The sequence below is a fragment of the Streptomyces sp. AcH 505 genome (assembly GCF_000818175.1).
Lineage (GTDB): Bacteria > Actinomycetota > Actinomycetes > Streptomycetales > Streptomycetaceae > Streptomyces.
Genome location: NZ_JTIY01000001.1, coordinates 1,949,803 through 1,968,810, shown reverse-complemented (window position 1 = coordinate 1,968,810; position 19,008 = coordinate 1,949,803). Strand labels below are relative to the sequence as shown.

The 19,008-nt window shown below is 69.6% G+C and carries 20 protein-coding genes and 1 pseudogene; 9 read left to right on the top strand and 12 right to left on the bottom strand.

Annotated features, from left to right (window positions below):
- Positions 1 to 265: 265 nt before the first annotated feature.
- Positions 266 to 574, bottom strand: coding sequence for a hypothetical protein (locus tag HY68_RS09145; protein ID WP_041986745.1), 309 nt, complete (start codon positions 572 to 574; stop codon positions 266 to 268).
- Between the two features lie 479 nt (positions 575 to 1,053).
- Between HY68_RS09145 and HY68_RS09140 the strand changes: the two genes are divergently transcribed.
- From HY68_RS09140 to HY68_RS09120, 5 genes are all read left to right on the top strand, one after another.
- A complete protein-coding gene (locus HY68_RS09140; RefSeq protein ID WP_078863498.1) occupies positions 1,054 to 1,437 on the top strand; it encodes a hypothetical protein in 384 nt (127 codons plus the stop codon).
- The gene (locus HY68_RS09135; protein WP_041986740.1) at positions 1,434 to 3,260 is read left to right on the top strand and encodes an alpha/beta hydrolase; all 1,827 of its coding nucleotides are present in this window, start codon (positions 1,434 to 1,436) and stop codon (positions 3,258 to 3,260) included. The genes HY68_RS09140 and HY68_RS09135 overlap by 4 nt, the downstream gene beginning before the upstream one ends.
- The gene (locus HY68_RS09130; protein ID WP_347560413.1) at positions 3,257 to 3,841 is read left to right on the top strand and encodes a hypothetical protein; all 585 of its coding nucleotides are present in this window, start codon (positions 3,257 to 3,259) and stop codon (positions 3,839 to 3,841) included. Before HY68_RS09135 ends, HY68_RS09130 begins: the two co-directional genes overlap by 4 nt.
- 67 nt (positions 3,842 to 3,908) lie before the next feature.
- Positions 3,909 to 4,931: a bifunctional lytic transglycosylase/C40 family peptidase gene (locus tag HY68_RS09125; protein WP_041995483.1), complete on the top strand. Its 1,023-nt coding sequence runs from the start codon at positions 3,909 to 3,911 to the stop codon at positions 4,929 to 4,931.
- Between the two features lie 272 nt (positions 4,932 to 5,203).
- Positions 5,204 to 5,926 (top strand): phosphatase PAP2 family protein, encoded by a 723-nt coding sequence (locus HY68_RS09120; RefSeq protein WP_041986734.1) that lies wholly within the window; start codon positions 5,204 to 5,206, stop codon positions 5,924 to 5,926.
- A gap of 7 nt (positions 5,927 to 5,933) precedes the next feature.
- On the opposite strand, the gene HY68_RS42660 is transcribed toward HY68_RS09120, so the two are convergent.
- From HY68_RS42660 to HY68_RS44930, 4 genes are all read right to left on the bottom strand, one after another.
- The gene (locus tag HY68_RS42660; protein WP_041986731.1) at positions 5,934 to 6,602 is read right to left on the bottom strand and encodes a sortase; all 669 of its coding nucleotides are present in this window, start codon (positions 6,600 to 6,602) and stop codon (positions 5,934 to 5,936) included.
- Between the two features lie 2 nt (positions 6,603 to 6,604).
- Positions 6,605 to 7,531, bottom strand: a complete 927-nt coding sequence (locus tag HY68_RS39535) for a hypothetical protein (RefSeq protein WP_157874304.1) — start codon at positions 7,529 to 7,531, stop codon at positions 6,605 to 6,607.
- Between the two features lie 146 nt (positions 7,532 to 7,677).
- The gene (locus HY68_RS09105) at positions 7,678 to 9,294 is read right to left on the bottom strand and encodes an FAD-binding oxidoreductase (RefSeq protein WP_041986728.1); all 1,617 of its coding nucleotides are present in this window, start codon (positions 9,292 to 9,294) and stop codon (positions 7,678 to 7,680) included.
- A 274-nt stretch (positions 9,295 to 9,568) separates the two neighbouring features.
- Positions 9,569 to 9,751 (bottom strand): hypothetical protein, encoded by a 183-nt coding sequence (locus tag HY68_RS44930; RefSeq protein ID WP_078863495.1) that lies wholly within the window; start codon positions 9,749 to 9,751, stop codon positions 9,569 to 9,571.
- A gap of 123 nt (positions 9,752 to 9,874) precedes the next feature.
- On the opposite strand from HY68_RS44930, the gene HY68_RS09100 reads away from it, so the two are divergent.
- Together HY68_RS09100 and HY68_RS43600 are read left to right on the top strand one after the other, a co-directional pair.
- Positions 9,875 to 10,699 (top strand): hypothetical protein, encoded by an 825-nt coding sequence (locus HY68_RS09100; protein ID WP_041986724.1) that lies wholly within the window; start codon positions 9,875 to 9,877, stop codon positions 10,697 to 10,699.
- A gap of 228 nt (positions 10,700 to 10,927) precedes the next feature.
- On the top strand, positions 10,928 to 11,092 hold the full coding sequence (locus HY68_RS43600; protein WP_198533443.1) for a hypothetical protein: 165 nt from the start codon (positions 10,928 to 10,930) through the stop codon (positions 11,090 to 11,092).
- A gap of 73 nt (positions 11,093 to 11,165) precedes the next feature.
- On the opposite strand, the gene HY68_RS09095 is transcribed toward HY68_RS43600, so the two are convergent.
- Positions 11,166 to 11,522 (bottom strand): metal-sensitive transcriptional regulator, encoded by a 357-nt coding sequence (locus tag HY68_RS09095; protein ID WP_041986720.1) that lies wholly within the window; start codon positions 11,520 to 11,522, stop codon positions 11,166 to 11,168.
- A 198-nt stretch (positions 11,523 to 11,720) separates the two neighbouring features.
- On the opposite strand from HY68_RS09095, the gene HY68_RS09090 reads away from it, so the two are divergent.
- Together HY68_RS09090 and HY68_RS09085 are read left to right on the top strand one after the other, a co-directional pair.
- On the top strand, positions 11,721 to 12,341 hold the full coding sequence (locus tag HY68_RS09090; protein ID WP_040023684.1) for a DUF47 family protein: 621 nt from the start codon (positions 11,721 to 11,723) through the stop codon (positions 12,339 to 12,341).
- A 5-nt stretch (positions 12,342 to 12,346) separates the two neighbouring features.
- Positions 12,347 to 13,345 (top strand): inorganic phosphate transporter, encoded by a 999-nt coding sequence (locus HY68_RS09085; protein WP_041986715.1) that lies wholly within the window; start codon positions 12,347 to 12,349, stop codon positions 13,343 to 13,345.
- Positions 13,346 to 13,484: 139 nt separating this feature from the next.
- Here the strand turns inward: HY68_RS09085 and pstB are convergent, their stop codons facing one another.
- The 6 genes and pseudogenes from pstB to HY68_RS44925 all read right to left on the bottom strand — a co-directional run.
- Positions 13,485 to 14,261, bottom strand: a complete 777-nt coding sequence (gene pstB / locus HY68_RS09080; protein WP_041986712.1) for a phosphate ABC transporter ATP-binding protein PstB — start codon at positions 14,259 to 14,261, stop codon at positions 13,485 to 13,487.
- Between the two features lie 23 nt (positions 14,262 to 14,284).
- Positions 14,285 to 15,367 (bottom strand): phosphate ABC transporter permease PstA, encoded by a 1,083-nt coding sequence (gene pstA / locus HY68_RS09075; RefSeq protein ID WP_041986709.1) that lies wholly within the window; start codon positions 15,365 to 15,367, stop codon positions 14,285 to 14,287.
- Positions 15,364 to 16,359, bottom strand: a complete 996-nt coding sequence (gene pstC / locus HY68_RS09070; protein ID WP_041986706.1) for a phosphate ABC transporter permease subunit PstC — start codon at positions 16,357 to 16,359, stop codon at positions 15,364 to 15,366. The genes pstA and pstC overlap by 4 nt, the downstream gene beginning before the upstream one ends.
- Positions 16,360 to 16,578: 219 nt before the next feature.
- Positions 16,579 to 17,721 carry a phosphate ABC transporter substrate-binding protein PstS gene (gene pstS, locus HY68_RS09065; protein WP_041986704.1) on the bottom strand — a complete coding sequence of 381 codons (1,143 nt, stop codon included), beginning with the start codon at positions 17,719 to 17,721 and terminating at the stop codon, positions 16,579 to 16,581.
- Between the two features lie 344 nt (positions 17,722 to 18,065).
- On the bottom strand, positions 18,066 to 18,539 hold the full coding sequence (locus tag HY68_RS09060; protein WP_078863493.1) for an NUDIX hydrolase: 474 nt from the start codon (positions 18,537 to 18,539) through the stop codon (positions 18,066 to 18,068).
- A 91-nt stretch (positions 18,540 to 18,630) separates the two neighbouring features.
- Positions 18,631 to 19,008: pseudogene (locus HY68_RS44925) on the bottom strand (hypothetical protein); the annotation flags it as partial.

Here is a 19,008-nt window from a genome sequence, read left to right as displayed (position 1 = left end):
GGTGCGCGTCTGCCCGGAGCCGCCGAAGCCGTCGTCGGCGCGGTTCGCGTCGCCGCCGTAACCCTGCTCGTCACCGAAGCTCATGCCGCGTGTGCTCCCTCGACCGATTGCGGTGCCTCGTAGTACGACGGTAGCCGTCCTGGTTCCCGCGCGGGCGGGGTGTGGTGACTGGACATCAGGGAGACGCAACCTCAGCCGGTGGGCGCGAAGGACGGGTGGTGTCGGTGGCGGGGCGGGGGATGGAACGGGGGCATCGGACGGGTGGTCAGACGGCCATCCCGTACACGATGGTGAACAGCGTCCCGAGCGAGCCGATGATGAAGACGCCGGTCAGTCCGGCGACGATCAACCCCTTGCCCTGCTCGGCGCTGAACGTGTCCCTCAGTGCTGTCGCGCCGATCCGTTGCTTCGCCGCGCCCCAGATCGCGATACCGAGGCAGAGGAGAATGGCAACGGCCATCACGACCTCGATCATCACCTTGGCTTCGTTCCCGAGACTGCCGAACGGACCCCAGTTCGGGGCGATGCCACCGATGATGGTGGAGATGTCGCCCTTGTCGGCCGCCAGGTACATGTAACTCACCACCCCTGTTGGGTTGTTCACTGCCCGTGCCCCACGGCATGGGTCACGCTCTATCTTCGCTGATGGAACCGGCCTCGTATGCCGCTTGGCGGGTCTCTTTACCCGTTCCCCGCACATATGACCGACCGCAGTGCTCTGACCTGGCGCGGACCGGTGTATGCGAGTACGCGTATGGTTACTCTGTGTATCACGGTGCGTGACTCCGGGCAATGACTGTCGTTGTTCCACCTTGGCGCAAGATCACTCGGCACGACGGGTGGTGACGGTCCGTCGGTTGGTCCGCCCACCGTACGGGTGAACCTCACGAAGGGTGCCGCGCCGCCCGCCCGTCCGTCGAACGGCCCATCACATGGGCGAATATGCCCGCCGCCGAGGGTCTCCAGTCCCGGTCAGCTGCTGGGCGCCTCGGCATGTCACCGGTGCGGGCTTTGGGAGGGTGCCGCCCGGAACGGAAAGAACGGGGCGAAGGCATGACGGTGCATTCGGATGCGGACAAATGGCGATCGCTGATCGAGGAGGCGGGACTGGGGGCGGCTGGTGGCCCCTCTCTCCGGCACAGCGCCGGGCCGTGGACCAGCGCGGCCGGTGCGGCGGAGGCGCTGCGTACGGATCTCGGGCGGGTACGGGCGGACTTCGCGGCGGCGCACGACGGTCTGACGGCGGGTACGGCGGGCCTGGGCGTCGCTGCGGTGCTGGGGGCGGTACGCGGGTCGTGGGAGCGGCGCGTGGAGCGGGCGATGGGGGAGTGCGGCGGGCTCTCGGCGAGCCTGCGGGCGGTGGCGCGGGACCAGGGCGAGACCGAGACGGCGATCAGGTCGTCGTTCGCGCGGCTGACGCAGGGGGACGGCCGGTGACGCCGGACTGTGCGGGTGGTCTGACGCTGGCGCGGTTACGGGCGCTGGACTGCGCGGAGCTGGAGGACGCGGCCGACGGCTGGGGCAGGGCGAGCAACCGCGCGGACGCGGCGCGGGACCGTATCGACAAGCAGGTCCTGGTCGGGCTGGCGACCACGCAGGAGGGTGCCGCTGCGGAGGCGGCGGTGGCGCGGCTGCGGGTGCTGAGCCGGGACTTCCAGTACATCTACACGGAGTGCGGCCTGGTCCGTACGACGCTGAACAGCTTCGCGAACGAGCTGAGGGCGCCGCAGCGGGAGCTGCGCCGGGCGCTGGACGACGCGGGGGGTCTGCGGTTCACCGTGCACGAGGACGGGTCGGTGAGCTACCCGCCGGCGGGCGAACCGACGCTGACGGCGCCTCAGCCGCCGGGCGGCACGAGCGCGGGCCGGCTGCTGCGGCCACCGGACCTGGGAGCCGCGCCGGCGTCGCCGGCCTTGCCGGGCCTGCCGGGCCCTTCGGGCCTGAACCCGAACGCGGCGAAGGCGCAGGAGATCGCGGACCGCATCGCGCGTGCGCTGTTCGACGCGCGGGACATCGACAGCCGGTACACGCGCACGCTGCGGAAACTGACGGCCGAGGAGGGCCTGGGGGTCACGTCGGAGACGTGGACGGACGCGTACGGGGACGCGACGGCGGTACGGGGCCTGGCGGACGAGTACCTGAGCGACTCGATCCCGAAGGACAAGACCCCGGCGGAACGCAAGGCCTGGTGGGAGAGCCTGACCCAGGAGGCCCGCGAGGAGTACCTGGCGGTCTTCCCGGACCGCATCGGCAACTTGGACGGCATCCCGTCGGACGCACGCGACGCGGCGAACCGCGACAACCTCCAACTCCTGATCGGAAAACTGTCCGCACAGGACGACGGGGAGTCGCAGACGCGGCTGGAGGGCCTGAGGGAGATCGACCGGCAGTTGCGTGCGGTGGACCCGAGGGTGCCGCCGATGTATTTGCTGGGAATCGGGGACGAGGGGAACGGCCGGGCGATTGTGGCGTACGGGAACCCGGATACGGCGAGGAATGTGTCGGCGTATGTGCCGGGGCTGGGGACGGCGCTGGACAAGGGGTTCGCGGAGAATGACCTTAAGCGTGCGCGTGACACCGCCATCGGTGCGCAGAAATATGACCCGTCGAGTGCGGCGATCACGTGGCTGGGTTACGACGCTCCGCAGGCGTCGAAATTCGACGTCGCCGGAGCGGGGCGGGCGGAGGCGGGTGCGCCTGCCTTTAACAGCTTTATGAGTGGCCTGACGGCCACGAATCAGCACGACGATCCGCACCTGACGGCCATCGGCCACTCGTACGGCTCGCGCACGGTGGGCGCTGCCGCGCAGCACGACGATGGGATTCCTGGTGCCGACGACATCGTCTTCGTCGGCAGCCCGGGGGTGGGGGTGGACCGGGCGGAGGACCTGGGAGTGGGCAAGGACCACGTCTTCGTGGGCGCCGCCGGGAACGACGCGGTGACGAGGCTTCCCTCGAAACAGGAGGCGGCGGCGGGGGCGGCGGGCTTCTCCGTGGCCGGACCGATCGGGGCGGCGGTGGCGGGTGACCTGGCCGACCGGGGGGACGACGACCTGTGGTTCGGAAGAGACCCGGCGAGCAGGGCGTTCGGGGCGCGGCGGTTTGAGGTCAGTGACGGGCCGTTACCTATGAGTGGTGGCGCTCCGTTGCCCGCGCACTCGAACTATTTCGATCCGCAGAAGGACCTCGTGTCCGCTGACAACATCGCCAAGATCGTTACCGGTAGATCCCGGTCCATCAAGGCGGAGGAATGGCGATGACCAAAGGAACGGCATGGGTTCTGGGATTGCTTGCCGTCTGCATGACGCTATTGGGATGCAGTGCATCCCGTGACTCGGTAGGGGATGGAGACGGTAAGGGCATGGACATGCAGCAGGCCGCTGACCGGGCGGACCGAATGCTTGACGGCACCATTGGTGCGATCAAGCCTCCTGTTCAGTGGACTCACGGTCCAACGACAACGGGAAGTTGTGATCTTTCCCGGCGTCGTACGGTAATGACACAGATCTCACCGAATCGCCGCGGCGCTCTTCTCGGCGTGATTGATCGCTTCTGGCGTAAGACCGGCTACGAGATCACCTCGGTCAACAGTGACGCAGAGTTCCCCGGCATCTACGCCAGGACTGTCGACGGCTTCCAGATCAGTCTCAGCATCGGCGGCGAAGGGCAGGCGTTCTTCGAGGTGGCCACGCCATGCGTAGACGCGTCGGCCGTGGCCGAGTCCACCGTCCCGCCAAACGGTCCGGCCTACACCAGCGGGCCGATCCCTCGTCCCAACGTGCAGGACGACTTTTGGTCATCCAGCGAACCTCTTGCGTCGTCCTCGCCCGCCACCCCCTGATCCCTCCCCTCCCCACCTACACTTGCCCCGACAGACGTGGTGTCCCTCTGCCGAAGGGCGTTTGACGGTGCGTAAGGCCTGGCTCGTCGCGGGGGCGCTTGGTGGCGTCGGGGTCACCTTTGTCGGGGTTCTCGTCGTCGGGACCTTCGCCGCCGCTTCCGGGATCGCCGGGGCCGGGGGTGGGGGGGCCGTCGGGTTGGCCAAGGGCGCTGTGCCCGCCGAGTACCGGCTCTACGTCCAGCGGGCCGGCGAGACCTGTCCCGCCGTCAACGCCGCGCTGCTCGCCTCGCAGATCTATCAGGAGAGCGGCTGGAACCCCTCCGCCCAGTCCCCCGCCAACGCCCGCGGCATCGGGCAGTTCCTGCCCGCCACCTGGGCCGCGCACGCCGTGGACGGGGACGGGGACGGCGACAAGGACATCTGGGATCCCGCCGACGGGATCATGTCCGCCGCCGCCTACGACTGCGAGTTGGCGAATTACGTCAAGGACGTCCCCGGCGACATCACCGACAACATGCTCGCCGCGTACAACGCGGGCGCGTACGCCGTCATCCGGTATGGCGGGGTTCCGCCGTACAAGGAGACGCAGAACTACGTCAAAACCATCCGTACCCTCGCCAAGAGCTTCACCGCGCCCGCCGGGCGGATACTGCCGTCGCAACAGGCCGCGGGGGCCATCGAGTTCGCGCAGCAGAAGCTCGGGACGCCCTATCTCTGGGGTGGCAACGGCACGCCCGAGCAGGGCGGGCGGTTCGACTGTTCAGGGCTGACGCAGGCCTCGTACCGCAGTGTCGGGATCGAGCTGCCGCGCGTCGCGAACGATCAGTACAACGCCGGTGAGCATCCCGCACGTAATGAGCTGTTGCCTGGTGATCTCGTCTTCTTCTCGGACGATCTCAACAATTCCCGGGCCATTCACCACGTCGGCATGTACGTCGGCGGCGGATACATGATCGACGCTCCTTACACCGGCGCGGTGATCAGGTTCGACAAGATCGACTCCCCGGATTATTTCGGCGCGACGCGAGTTACCGACGACGGCGCGAAATCGCTGCCCACCCACCTGCCGAAGAGCCGGTCAGCGGCCTGACGGCGGTCGCCGCCCGGACCGCGCCGGCCCGGTCCGATGGCTGGAACTGTCCGTCGGACGCGGGCGCTGAACTGCGACGACGTGTCACTCTTCGATAACGTGATGGTGATCTTTCGGTGGAGTGCGGAACGTAGTCGGTGAGTGGGCCGTTCCCTGGACTGTGACTGCGGTACTGATCACGCAGCACGTCTCGTACTGACCACGGGGGTTGGTAGAAGCGACGCACGAGGAAGTGCGGTCGCAGCGGGCAACAAGGCAAGGGGCCGCAGCAGATGGCTGGACTCGTACTGGATGGGTCGAACCCCGACGTCAGTCTGCTTTACGACATCAACGGACTCGCGAAGGACGCCCCTTCGTGGTTCGACCGCGTCATGGAATTCGTCGGCGAATACGGCATTCTCCTCGGGCTCGTGCTCGTCGTCCTGTGGAGCTGGTGGAGTGTGCGCCGGCGCGGGACTGCCGGGGACTCGGTCTCGGGCGTCGCCGGGCTCGTCTGGGCGCCGCTCGCCGCCGGTGTCGCCCTGCTCATCAACATCCCCATTCGGGACTTCGTCGGCCGCAACCGGCCGTTCGTCGACCACAAGGGCCTGGACGTGCTCGTGGCGGGCAAGGACGACTTCTCGTTCGTCAGCGACCACGCCACGATGGCGATGGCGCTCGGCGTCGGGATCTTCATCGTCCACCGCAAGTTCGGGCTCGTCGCGATCGGCCTCGCGATGCTCGAAGGGTTCTGCCGCGTCTACATGGGGGTGCACTACCCGACGGACGTGATCGGCGGATTCGCCCTCGGCACGGCTGTCACGCTGCTGCTCACGCCCATCGCGCTCGCCCTGCTCACGCCGCTGATGTCGGCGGTCTCCCGGTCGGCCCTCGCGGGCTGGTTCGTACGCTCCCGCTCCGCCCGCGCGGCGGACGCTGCGGCGCTCAGCGCCGGCGGTACGCGCGCGCTGGACATCCCCGAGCCCCGGCCCGACGACAACAACCTCGCCGCCTGAGGGTGCGTTACCCGGGCGGCGCCGCGACCTGTACGGCGCTGACCACCACGTTCGAGTCCCAGTGGCCCTGCGCGTCGATCACTCCGCCGCAGGTGATCAGCCGCAGCTGCGGCTGATCCACCGGGCCGTACACCCGGGCCGTCGGGAACCGCCGTGTCCGGTACGTCTCGACGGACGTCACCCGGAACGGCAGCCGCCTGCCGTCGCCCAGCTCCGCCTCGATCCGGGCGCCGTCGTGCAACCGGCCGATCTTGGCGAAGACGCCCTTCCTGAGGTGGTTGCCGCCGACGCGCTTGCCGTGCTCGTACTCGTTGGCGGGGGCGTCCCGGTGGCCGACCAGCACGGCGGGCCCCCGCTGGCCGGGGCGCGGGCCCAGGGCGTACCAGCCGACCCGCATCGGGTTACGGAACCCCGGCACCTCCAGCGCGCCCGTCGCGTCGAGCCCCAGCGGCAGGATGTCCGCGTCGACGCCGAGCGACGGGATGTGCAGCTTCACCGGCACCGAGTGCGCGTCCGTCACCCGGATCTGCCGTGGTTCGGCCGCCGACTGCACCGGCGCCCGCGGCGGCGCCGTGCGCGGCACGAACAGCTGGAGCAGTACGGCGCCCACCGCGCACAGACCGGCGACGGCCAGCAGCACCTTTATCGCGGTGTCCGCGGGCGCCGTCGCCCTCACGGTCAGTGGTCCCCGCCCGCGGCTCGGCGCTGGAGCCGGCGGATGACGAGCAGCGCACCCGCCCCGGCCGCCGCTGTGGCACCGATCGCGAGGGACAGCTCGGCGGGACCCGTCGGGCCCGAGGCGTCCGCCACCTCCGCCGGATGGTCCGCGCCGCCGCGCGCGGCGCCGGACGGTGTCACCTGGACCGCCCCCACCACAGCGGACGCGGACCCCGTCGGGGACGCCACGCCGGATGCGAGCCCGGAAGCGATCCCCGTCGCGACGCCGGATGCGATCCCCGACGACGACATGGTGGATCGGGTGGCGGACGGGGTCCGGGAGGACGTCGCGGTCGGCCGGGGAGTCGCCGTCGGCCGGGGAGTCGCCGTCCGGTGGGAAGTCGGCCGGGAAGTCGCCGCCGGGCGGCGGGATGCCGAGGCCGTCGCCGTAGCCCGTCCCGTCGCCTTCCCCGTCACCTCCGACTCCGGCCGCGACGTCGACGAGATCGTCTCCCCGGTCCCCGGCTCGGCCGCAGGGAGCGGGGAGCCGTCCGGGGCGATCAGGCTGAAGCCCGCCACGTGCTGGCCCTGCGGGTGCTTCGGCTCGTCGTTCCGGTAGTAGTACAGCGGGTGCTGGTCGTAGATCACCTGCGGCAGCCGCGTGCCCGGCACGAGCCGCTTCGTCTGTCCCGTGTCGCCCGTCACCCCGCGCGCCTTCGTCGGGAAGCCGACAGCGGCCGGCCAGGTCTTCGCGCACGTGCCCGTACAGCCGGAGACGTCAGGTTTGTCGGCCTTCCGCAGATACAGCGGGTTGCCCTTCTCGTCCGCCAGGGCCGCGCCGCTCGCGGTGTTGATGAGCGTCAGCTCGCGTGGCTTCGTCGGCCGGTCGACGGCCGTGGCCGCCGTACCGGTCGCGAGACCGAGGGCGAGCAGCAGAGCGGTGGTCACGACGGCTGCGGCTGACCGGGGTCCGTAACGGTGCATGGATACAGGCCACCGGCAGCCGGTCCTTCCGGCCACTTCGGTGGGCCGTACGGGCTACCGGAGCGGCCGGGTCCGCACCGCTGCGGCGCCCGCGTCCGCGGCGACCGCCGTCACAGTGCCTGCGGGAAGTCGAACAGGCGGTCCGGGTCGTACTGCTTCTTCAGCGTCGCCAGCCGCCCCGCCGCCGAGCCGTAGTACGCGTTGCGCCAGTCCTTCAGCGTCGGGTCGATGTAGTTCTGGTACGCGGCGCCCGACGCGTACCGGCGCATCGCGCCGTGCGCGCTCTTGAGCCACGCCTGCTGGGCCGAGCCCGAGGTGCCCTGCTGCCAGGAGCCGATGTACTGCGTCAGCATCCGCGAACGCCGGTGGACGAAGGCCGTGGCGGACGGGTCGACGCGGTTGACCGCGCCGCCGAGCGCCGTCAGGGCGACCGAGCCGCTGCCGCCGCCCTGGCTCGTCGGGATCTTGGTGAAGTCCTCCACGGCGGATATGAGGGCCTGCCGGCCCGCAGGCGACAGCGAGCGGTCGTAGAAGTCCGAGGCGGCGGCGTACGTCTCGCGGTGCAGCCCGCCCTGCCTGCTGCGGCCCGGGGTGCCGCCGGGGAGCTTGCACTGTTCGGCGGTGAGGCCCGAGCAGCCGGCGTACACCTGCATCGCGTCCTCGTACCCGCGCGGCTTGATCGAGACGGAACTCGCGGGCCCCGGGCCCCCGGGGCCGTCGGCGAGGCGGTCGACCGCTTTGTGCAGCCCTGCCTCGTCGCCGAGCGAGAAGACCGAGAGGGACAGGGTGGGGGTGACGCCGCCGGGGCCCGCGTCGAGGTGCAGGGACGACCAGATCTCGTCCGGCTGCTCGGGGCCCCACTCCTGCCAGGCCGCGAGCAGGGTGTCGGCCTTCGACCAGGGCCAGTTCATGAAGCCCGCGATGCCTTCGGGGGCGGGGTGGGTCTTGAAGCGCAGCTCGGTGACGACCCCGAAGTTGCCGTTGCCCGCGCCGCGCAGCGCCCAGAAGAGGTCCTTGTTCTCGTCCGCGTCGGCGGTCAGCCGCCGGCCGTCCGCCGTGATGAGGGTCGCGGAGGTCAGGTTGTCGCAGGTGAGCCCGTAGGCGCGGGCGGCGACGCCGTGACCGCCGCCGAGGGTCAGGCCCGCGACGCCCACGGTGGGGCAGGAGCCCGCCGGGATCGTACGGCCGTGGTCGGCCATGGCCCGGTAGACGTCGGAGAGCTTGGCGCCGGCGCCGACCCTGCCGTCGGCGGCCCCGTCGAGCGAGTTGAGCTTCGATATGTCGATCACGAGCCGGCCGTTGCCGCTCGACCAGCCCGCGTACGAGTGGCCGCCGCCGCGTATGGAGACCGGCGTGCGGTGCGTACGGGCGAAGGCCAGGCACTCCTTGATGTCGCCCTCGCCGGTGACATACGCGACGGCTGCGGGCTTCAGGTTGTCGAAGCGCGTGTTGTAGAGCTGGCGCGCCGTGGCGTAGTCGGCGTCCCCGGGGCGTACGAGTTCGCCGTCCAGCCCCTTCGCCAGCGCGCCCCAGCTCGGCGCGCCCGGTGACGCGCTCGCCGACGCGGCGCCGCCGGCCGGCCGGGTGCCGCCCGACGGGGAGTTGCCCGGGGAGTCACCGCCCTTCCCGGCAGTCGCGTCGTCGGGGGAGCAGGCGCTCAGTGCGCCGGTGGCGGCGAGCGCCGCCGCCGCGCCGAGCAGCGTGCGGCGTTGGACGGTACGAACCATGGGACGGCCTTCCGAGGGGGCGGCGAACCGGTGAACCGGGAGACCTGGGTGGGCCTCCCCGGAACGGGACGATCCCCGGGAGCCGCCGGGTTCCGTGGACGAGGTGAAGAGGTGACAAAGGAGCGTGACAGGCGGGCAAGGAGTGCGCGGCGCGCGGGTCCTGCGCGCGTCACGCACTCTTGCGGGTGTCCCGGCTTCGCCGTCTCAGTCCTAGGGCCTGTCTGACACATAGCGCCGTCCGCCCTCGGGCCAGGCGGGATGTGTCAGACAGGCCCTAGGTGACCTGCGGCTGTGCTTCGGCGTGGGCCTGCGCGTCCCTGCGCGCTAGATCGCGTGATCTTCGGGCGGGCCCCGCCCAGCCGCAGACGCAGCGGGCGGTGCAGAAGGAACCGCGCTCGACGGTCGATGTGGTGTGGGGGGACGCGGTCTGGGCTTCGGAGATGCCTTGCTCGCACACGTCTCCACCGTACCGGGGTCCCCTCGCCGGGTGGTCCGGCGTGACGGGCGACGCCGGGCGTCGTTATCCGGAACGGGTGGAGTTTCGGACAAGCAGCGGTAAGGCGTTGGGGGTTGGCAGGCGATGGCGGTGCGGCAGCACGGACACAGGGGTGTGGCCCTGGCGGCGGTGACCATGGCCGGGGTCGTCGCGACGACCGGCGGGTGCACGCAGGGCGCGGGCGCGGCGGCCGACGACCGTCCGGGCGCCGACCCGGGGGCGGTGCGCGAGGCGGCCGACGTGCTGCTCGCCTCGGGGAGTGCCAAGGCCCGTACGTCGATGGAGATGGCGGCCGGCGGCACCCGGGTGACCATCAGGGGCGAGGGCGGGTACGACTTCGGCCGCCGGCGTGGCCGGCTCACCGTGACGCTGCCCAAGGACCCGGCGGGTGCGAGCGAGCACCGGCCGATCACCGAACTGCTGTCGCCCGGCGTGCTCTACATGAAGAACCGCGGCGCGGGGGTGCCCGCCGACAAGTGGGTCAGGGTGGATTCGACCGCGCTCGCCGACGGGAATCTGGTCACCGGCGGGGTGACCGATCCGCTGGCCGCCGCCGAACTGCTGCGTACCGCCCGTGATGTGAGATTCGTCGCCGAGCAGGATCTGGCCGGGACGCTGGTGTGGCACTACCGGGGTGTGACGGAGATCGGGCAGGCGGCGAAGGTGGCGTCGGCGGGGACGCGGGCGGCGCTGACGGCCGCGGCGAAAGGGTTCGCCAAGGACGTCGTCCCGTTCGACGCGTATCTCGACGAGGCGGGACGGCTGCGCAAGGTGAGACACCGCTTCAGCTATGTCAACGCGGGGAAGACGGTGGCGGTCTCGTCGACGACGCTCCTCTTCGGCTTCGGGACCCCGGTGACGGTGACCCTGCCGCCGGGCGCCGACATCTTCGCCGGGAAGGTCAAGTAGCGCTACGTACCGGTCAAGTAGCGGGGCACTCACCGGCAAGCGCTGCCAAGCGGCGGCAAATAGTGGCAAAGGGCGGGTAATCGGGGTATCAGGGCCTCTCGGTGACCGGAAATCCTCCAAGATCGTGGCGGAAATGGTCCGGACGTGCCATGCGCGGGGAGTGTCGTGCTCCCTACGCTAGGAAGCCGACACCGGCAGGAAGACACCGGCAGGAAGAGGTGATTGCACGTGGCTCCGTTGCCTACCGCGACCGTCCAGGACCACGTGGCCCTCGCCGAGATCGAGTTGTGCGGAGAGTTGATGATCGCGGCGTCCGCCGCGGACGAGGACCGGCTCAGCCCTGACCGTATCGACGAGGTGCTGAACGTCGCGGCCGAGAGTGGCCGCGAGTAATCCGAGTGGCCCGAGTGGTCAGTGACCGCCCGACGCGGGGGTGCAGCTCGCTGCGCCCCCGCGGCCGGCGCTCTCAGGTGCGCAGCAGCCGGGCGATCGCCTTCGTCGCTTCCTCGACCTTCGCGTCGATCTCCTCGCCGCCCCGTACGGCCGCGTCGGCGACGCAGTGCCGCAGGTGCTCCTCCAGGAGCTGGAGCGCGAAGGACTGCAGGGCCTTGGTCGAGGCCGAGACCTGGGTGAGTATGTCGATGCAGTAGACGTCCTCGTCCACGAGCCGCTGCAGACCGCGGATCTGGCCCTCGATCCGGCGCAGCCGCTTGAGGTGCTCGTCCTTCTGCTTGTGGTATCCGTGCACCGCGTGACCGGTCTCACCCTCCGTCGTGGAGGGCGCTTCGCTGGCGGTCGAGCCGGCCGCTTCGGTGGTCGTCATCGCGTCCTCCTGTGGGGTGGGTGGCTGAGATCTTGCGGTGTCCGAAACGGGGGTATATACCCCAGGTAGGTATATGATACCCCGCTGGGAGCCTTGCGGCAGGGGGCCTGTTCGGATGGTGTTGCCTGATGAGCGACACTGGGGGCGCACTCATCTAGCATCAGCCTGACCGAATTCCATGTAACCCGAGGACCCCAGGTGCGATTTCGTCTGACCCCAAGGGAGACGAGCTTCTACGACATGTTTTCCGCCTCCGCGGACAACATCGTCACGGGCTCCAAGCTCCTCATGGAACTGCTCGGGGCGGATTCTTCCGCCAGAGCCGAGATCGCGGAGCGGATGAGGGCGGCGGAGCACGCGGGGGACGACGCCACCCACGCGATCTTCCATCAGCTCAACTCCTCCTTCATCACGCCGTTCGACCGCGAGGACATCTACAACCTGGCATCGCAGCTCGACGACATCATGGACTTCATGGAGGAGGCCGTCGACCTCGTCGTCCTCTACAACGTCGAAGAGCTGCCGAAGGGCGTCGAGCAGCAGATCGAGGTGCTGGCCAGGGCGGCGGATCTCACCGCCGAGGCCATGCCGCATCTGCGCACGATGAACAACCTCACCGAGTACTGGATCGAGGTCAACCGCCTGGAGAACCAGGCCGACCAGATCCACCGCAAGCTGCTGGCCCATCTCTTCAACGGCAAGTACGACGCGATGGAGGTGCTCAAGCTCAAGCAGATCGTCGATGTGCTTGAAGAGGCCGCCGACGCGTTCGAGCACGTCGCGAACACGGTGGAGACGATCACGGTCAAGGAGTCCTGACCCACGTGGACACCTTCGCTCTGATCGTGACCATCGGTGTCGCGCTCGGTTTCACCTACACCAATGGCTTCCACGACTCGGCGAACGCGATCGCGACCTCGGTGTCCACCCGGGCGCTGACTCCTCGTGCCGCTCTGGCCATGGCCGCCGTGATGAATCTCGCGGGCGCGTTCCTGGGGCAGGGGGTCGCCAAGACCGTCAGCGAAGGGCTGATCGACACGCCCTCCGGCGACAAGGGGATGGGCGTCCTCTTCGCCGCGCTGGTCGGCGCGGTCGTCTGGAACCTCGGGACCTGGTACTTCGGCCTGCCGTCCTCGTCCTCGCACGCGCTGTTCGGCGGCCTGGTGGGCGCCGCGCTGGCCGGTGGCAGTGATGTCATCTGGTCCGGGGTCGTCGAGAAGGTCGTCGTCCCCATGTTCCTCTCGCCGATCGTCGGTCTCGTCGTCGGCTATTTGATCATGGTCGCGATCATGTGGCTGTTCCGCAGGTCGAACCCGCACAAGACGAAGCGCGGCTTCCGGATAGCCCAGACGGTCTCGGCCGCCGCCATGGCGCTCGGCCACGGTCTGCAGGACGCCCAGAAGACGATGGGTGTCGTGATGATGGCCCTGGTCATCTCCGGCTCGGAGAACTTCAGCGACCCGATCCCGGTCTGGGTCAAGATCGTCTGTGCGCTGATGCTGTCGCTCGGTACGTACGCGGGCGGCTGGCGCATCATGCGGACGCTCGGCCGCAAGATCATCGAGCTGGACCCGCCGCAGGGCTTCGCCGCCGAGACGACGGGCGCCGCGATCCTGTACTCGACGTCCTACATCTTCCAGGCGCCGGTCTCCACGACCCATGTGATCACCTCGGCGATCATGGGTGTCGGGGCGACGAAGCGGGTGAACGCCGTGCGCTGGGGCGTCGCCAAGAACATCATCCTCGGCTGGTTCATCACGATGCCGGCGGCCGCCCTGGTCGCGGCGGTCAGCTTCTGGATCGTGAACCTCGCCTTCGGCTGACCGGGAACCGTCCGCCTGGGCGCGGACCGGAACGTATGTGGGCCCGCCCCCTGGGAGAGGGGGCGGGCCCTTTCGTCGTGCGGTGGCACCGCCATGCAGCACCGCAGGACGGCTTGGCGACCGGTCGGATTCGTACGAACTATCCGAAACGGCCGGAGATGTAGTCCTCGGTGGCCGCGACGGACGGGTTGGAGAATATCCGTTCCGTTTCGTCTATCTCGATGAGCTTGCCGGGCTGGCCGACCGCCGAGAGGTTGAAGAAGGCCGTGCGGTCCGAGACACGGGCCGCCTGCTGCATGTTGTGCGTCACGATGACGATCGTGAAGCGCTCCTTCAACTCGCCGATCAGGTCCTCGATCGCGAGCGTCGAGATCGGGTCGAGCGCGGAGCACGGCTCGTCCATCAGCAGCACGTCCGGCTCGACCGCGATGGCGCGGGCGATGCACAGGCGCTGCTGCTGACCGCCGGAGAGGCCGGAACCCGGCTTGTTCAGCCGGTCCTTGACCTCGTTCCAGAGGTTGGCGCTCTTCAGGGACTTCTCGACGATGTTCGAGAGCTCCTGCTTGCCGTACCGGCCGTTGAGCCGCAGGCCCGCGGCGACGTTGTCGAAGATCGACATCGTCGGGAACGGGTTGGGGCGCTGGAAGACCATGCCGACCGTACGGCGCACGGCGACCGGGTCGACGGTCGAGGCGTACAGGTTCTCGTCGTCCAGCAGCACCTTGCCCTCGACCCGCCCGCCGGGCGTGACCTCGTGCATGCGGTTGAGCGTGCGCAGGAACGTGGACTTGCCGCAGCCGGACGGGCCGATGAAGGCCGTCACCGAGCGGGGCTCCACGGTCATCGAGATGTCGTCGATCGCCCGGTGGCTGCCGTAGTAGGCGGAGAGTCCGCTGACGTCGATTCGCTTGGCCATGTCAATCACTTCTTTCCCTGGCCTCAGCGGCCGGTCTTCGGGGCCTTCCAGCGGGCGATGCCGCGGGCGACGAGGTTCAGGATCATGACGAAGGCGATCAGCACCAGCGCCGCGCCCCAGGCACGGTCGTAGCTGGCCGGGTTGCCGTACCGGTACTGCTCGTAGATGTAGAACGGCAGCGACGACTGGGCTCCGTCGAAGGGGTTCGTGTTGATGAACTGGCTGCCGAACACGAGCAGGATGATCGGTGCCGTCTCACCCGCGATACGCGCGATGGCCAGCATGACACCGGTGGTGATACCGCCGATCGCGGTCGGCAGGACCACCTTGAGGATCATGCGCCACTTCGGCACACCCAGGGCGAGCGCCGCCTCACGCAGCTCGTTCGGTACGAGCTTCAGCATCTCCTCGGTGGAGCGGACCACCACGGGGATCATCAGGATCGTCAGCGCGAGCGAGCCTTCGAGGCCGGAAGGACCGGCCTTGATGATCAGGACGATCGACAGGATGAACAGACCGGCGACGATCGACGGGATACCCGTCATGACGTCCACGAAGAACGTCACGGCCTTGGCCAGCGCGCCCTTGCCGTACTCGACCAGGTAGACCGCGGTCAGCAGCCCGATCGGCACGGCGATCACCGTGGCGATGCCGACCTGCTCCAGCGTGCCGATGATGGCGTGGTAGACGCCGCCGCCCGCCTCGGTGTTGATGACCCCGCCCATCGAGTGGGTCAGGAAGTTCCCGTCGAGGACCTTCACGCCGCGCTTGATGGTCGTGTAGAGCAGCGAGAACAGCGGGATCACGGCGAGGATGAAGCACACCCAGACGATGCTGGTGGCGAGCCGGTCCTTGGCCTGGCGCTTGTTCTCGACCGTGCTCGTGACGACGTACGAGATGACGACGAAGGCGATGACGGCGATCAGTCCCCACTGGACCTTGCTGTCCAGCCCGGCGCCCGCGCCGACGGCCACGCCGACGACGATCCCGGCGGCGGCGAAGCCGGCCCCTGCCCAGCGCGGCAGTCGGCGCTCGCTCAGGCTGTTCTCGCCGTTGTCCGGCGGCGGAACGGGAGCGGGCTTGTCCTGTACGGCTGCGTGGCTCATGCGTTGGCCCCCGAGTACTCCTTGCGGCGGGCGATGATCAGCCGGGCGCCGCCGTTCACCAGCAGAGTGAGGACGAAGAGGACCAGACCGGAAGCGATCAGGGCGTCCCGCCCGAACTCGTTGGCCTCGTCGAACTTCGCCGCGATGTTCTGGGCGAACGTACCGCCGCCCGGGTCGAGCAGATGGAGCGACATCAGATAGCTGGGCGACAGGACCGTCGCGACGGCCATCGTCTCGCCGAGCGCGCGGCCGAGGCCCAGCATCGAGGCGGAGATGATGCCGGAGCGGCCGAAGGGGAGCACGGAGAGCCGGATGACTTCCCAGCGGGTCGCGCCGAGCGCGAGGGCCGCCTCCTCGTTCATCCGCGGCACCTGGAGGAAGACCTCACGGCTGACGCTGGTGACGATCGGCAGGATCATGATCGCCAGCAGGATGCCGACGGTGAACATGTTCCTGGCGACGCCGGGCTGCGTCTGGTCGAAGATGTACGTCCAGGCGAAGTAGTGGTCGAGCCAGAGGTTCAGGCCCTCGAGGTAGGGCACCAGGACGATCGCGCCCCAGATGCCGTAGATGATGCTGGGAACCGCTGCGAGCAGGTCCACCACGTAGGCGATCGGCGTCGCGAGCCTGCGGGGCGCGTAGTGCGAGATGAAGAGGGCGATGCCGACGGCGATCGGCACCGCGATGATCATCGCGACGATCGAGCTGACGATCGTGCCGACCAGCAGCACGGCGATGCCGAACACGGGCGGGGTGAGCCCGGTGTTCCATTCGAAGGTGGTGAGGAAGTTCGCGTGGTCGCCCGAGATGGCGATGGCCGCCCGGTACGTCAGGAAGCCGGCGATCGACGCCATGACGACGAGCAGCAGGATGCCCGAGCCCCTGGAGAGGCCCGAGAAGACTTTGTCGCCCATGCGGCCGGTCGAGGTGTCCGACGGGCGGTTGACGGGCGGCGCCGGTGGAGGCGTGTCTATCGGTGTGGTGGTAGCCATGGTCTTTCCGGTCTGTGTGGGGGAGCTTCGGCTCCCCTGGCGGCGGTGCACCGGATGAGTGGACGACGGACGGCCGGTCCCGGCAGGAGTGCCGGGCCGGCCGCCGTCAACTTTCAGCTGAGCAGGACGGGCCGGCTCGTACGGACTGTCGGTGGGACTAGGTCGTGTCCGCGAAGTCTCGTCTGGCCCCGAGGGCGGACGAATACTTCGCGACACTCCCTAGGAGAGTGCGGCGATGGCCGTACGGACCTTCGCGTTGATCTCCGTGGGGATCGGGGCGTAGCCCGCGGCTGCGAGCTGCTTCTGGCCCTCGTCGCCGGCCGTGTAGTTCAGGTACGACTTGACCGTGCCGAGGGTGTCGGCCTTGTTGCCCTTGTCGCAGACGATCTCGTACGTCACCAGGACGATCGGGTAGGCACCGTCGGCCTTGGTGGTGTAGTCGAGCTGGAGCGACAGGTCGCTGCCCGTGCCGACGACCTTCGCGGCGCCGATGGCCTTGGACGCGTTGTCCGTGGTGGCCTTCGCCGGAGTGGCGGCACCCGTGTCGATGTCGACCGTGGAGATCTGCTGCGAGGTGGCGTAGGAGAGCTCGAAGTAACCGATCGAGCCGTCGACCTGCTTGACCTGCGTGGCGACACCGGCGGAGCCGGAAGCGGCCTGGCCACCGGGGGCGGGCCACGACTTGCCGCCCTCGAACGTCCAGTCCTTCGGCGCGGCGGCGGTCAGGTACTTGCCCAGGTTGTCCGTGGTGCCGGAGTCCTCGGAGCGGTGGAAGGGCTGGATCGCCTTGCCGGGCAGCTTCGCGTCGGGGTTCAGCGCCTTGATCGCCGGGTCGTCCCACTTCTTGATCTTCGTGGCGAAGATCTTGGCGAGGGTCGGGGCGTCGAGCGTGAGGTTGTCCACGCCCTCCAGGTGATAACCGATCGCGATCGGGCCGCCGACCATCGGGAGGTCGATGCCCTGGCCGCCGGCGCAGACCTTCTTGGAGTCCGCGACCTCTTCGGGCTTCAGCGGGGAGTCGGAACCGGCGAAGCCGACCGAACCCTGGTTGAAGGCGGTGATGCCCTCACCGGAGGAGGAGGCCTTGTAGTTGATCTCGACGCCGGGGCAAGCGGCCATGTAGCCCTTGGCCCACACGTTCTGGGCGTTGGCCTGCGCGCTGGAACCGGAGGCGCGCAGCTGACCCTTGGCGCCGTCGCATGCGGCGTTGGCCGCCGGGGCGCTCGCGGCCGCCGACGTGCTTCCGCTGCCCGTGTCGTCGCTGTTGTCGTCCGATCCGCACGCCGTGAGAACCAGGGCGCCGGAGACGGCGAGGGCACCGAGCGCGGTGGCGCGCAGCCCGTTCTTGCGCAAAAGCTTCACTTCGGGTGATTCCTTCCAAGAGCCGCCGGTAGTCGTATTTCTACGGCGGCGTGCGTCGGGGTGGTCGGTGCGGCGCTGTGCCCGTCACCGTGTACGTCCGAAATTAGGCAGATCAGGTGAAGCCGCCGACGGGAGCGAGTGAACGGAAGGTGAACCGTGATGGACGGCCTGGTGCGGCTCTGTCCGGGAGGGCGTACGCGGGCGGAGGAATCGGTTCCAGCGGCAGATGAGGACGCTACGGAGGCCCGGCCGGGGCGGTGGGTGGACACGCCGTCGGGGGGAGCCGGGGGCAGGGCTTGGGGGGAACGGGCGCGGGCCGGGGTCGGGGGCCGGGGCAGGAACGGTCAGGCGGTGTGCAGGGCGTTCAGCAGGGCGTCGACCAGGAGCCGGTCGCGGGGCTGGGTGAGCCGCTCACGCGCCGCGGCGGGGGACAGCCACAGGACGCGGTCGACCTCGTCGTTCGCCCGGAACGCGCCGCCGGACGCCTCGCCCGCCCAGTAGTCGACCTGCTTGGGCCGGCCCTGCACGGGATAGCGGACCGTACCCAGGCGTGCGCCCGGCACACAGTGGTGGCCCGTCTCCTCCAGGACCTCGCGCAGCGCGGCGGCCAGCGGGTCCTCGCCGCGGTGCAGCTTGCCCTTGGGGTGGGACCAGTCGTCGTACTTGGGGCGGTGCACCAGACACAGTTCGAGGCCGGCGTTGCCGTAGGGGGCGCGGCGCCACAGCACGCAACCCGCGGCGAGCACCGTGTTCGCGCCGTCGCCCGTGCCGTTCGTGCCGCCCGTGCCGCCCGTGCCGTTCGTACTGTTCACCGACATGTCCGGACTCCCGTCTGCCCCGTCGTCCCGTCTGCCCCGTCGTCCCGTCTGTCCCGTCGTACCGAACCCACCGCTTCGAGCGCTTACCCGGTCAGGACGCGGCCACCGCCGCCTCCTGCCACACCTGCTGGAAGGCGAACCTGGCCGCCTCCACCTCCAGCCGCTGATCCGCGTGGAGCACCCCGAGGGCGTACGCCGTGGCCGGCGCGATCCTGGGCGTGCGGGCCGCGTTCGCCGCCGCTGCCGCCGCCTCCGCCGCGTCCCTGTGCCGGTCCAGCGCCTGCCCGGCGCCGGCGAGCAGCGGGTCGGGCGCCCCGCCGGCGCACCACACCTCCTGCGCGTACCTGTGCAGCCGCAGCAGCTGCCGTACCTGGTGCCAGGGCGCGTCCTGCGCCTCGCCGTCCGCAGCCGTGGCCAGCCCGTGCACCAGCGCCTCGGCGTTGTACGGATGCGCGGCGACCGCGAGCGG

Bases quoted from the DNA above. Each gene is read 5' to 3' on its own strand.
- pstA (WP_041986709.1), bottom strand. From the start codon at position 15,367: ATGAGCCACGCAGCCGTACAGGACAAGCCCGCTCCCGTTCCGCCGCCG.
- HY68_RS09140 (WP_078863498.1), top strand. From the start codon at position 1,054: ATGACGGTGCATTCGGATGCGGACAAATGGCGATCGCTGATCGAGGAG.
- HY68_RS09120 (WP_041986734.1), top strand. From the start codon at position 5,204: ATGGCTGGACTCGTACTGGATGGGTCGAACCCCGACGTCAGTCTGCTT.
- HY68_RS09060 (WP_078863493.1), bottom strand. From the start codon at position 18,539: ATGTCGGTGAACAGTACGAACGGCACGGGCGGCACGGGCGGCACGAAC.
- HY68_RS09100 (WP_041986724.1), top strand. From the start codon at position 9,875: ATGGCGGTGCGGCAGCACGGACACAGGGGTGTGGCCCTGGCGGCGGTG.
- HY68_RS09130 (WP_347560413.1), top strand. From the start codon at position 3,257: ATGACCAAAGGAACGGCATGGGTTCTGGGATTGCTTGCCGTCTGCATG.
- HY68_RS09145 (WP_041986745.1), bottom strand. From the start codon at position 574: ATGTACCTGGCGGCCGACAAGGGCGACATCTCCACCATCATCGGTGGC.
- HY68_RS09105 (WP_041986728.1), bottom strand. From the start codon at position 9,294: ATGGTTCGTACCGTCCAACGCCGCACGCTGCTCGGCGCGGCGGCGGCG.
- pstB (WP_041986712.1), bottom strand. From the start codon at position 14,261: ATGGCCAAGCGAATCGACGTCAGCGGACTCTCCGCCTACTACGGCAGC.
- pstC (WP_041986706.1), bottom strand. From the start codon at position 16,359: ATGGCTACCACCACACCGATAGACACGCCTCCACCGGCGCCGCCCGTC.
- HY68_RS09095 (WP_041986720.1), bottom strand. From the start codon at position 11,522: ATGACGACCACCGAAGCGGCCGGCTCGACCGCCAGCGAAGCGCCCTCC.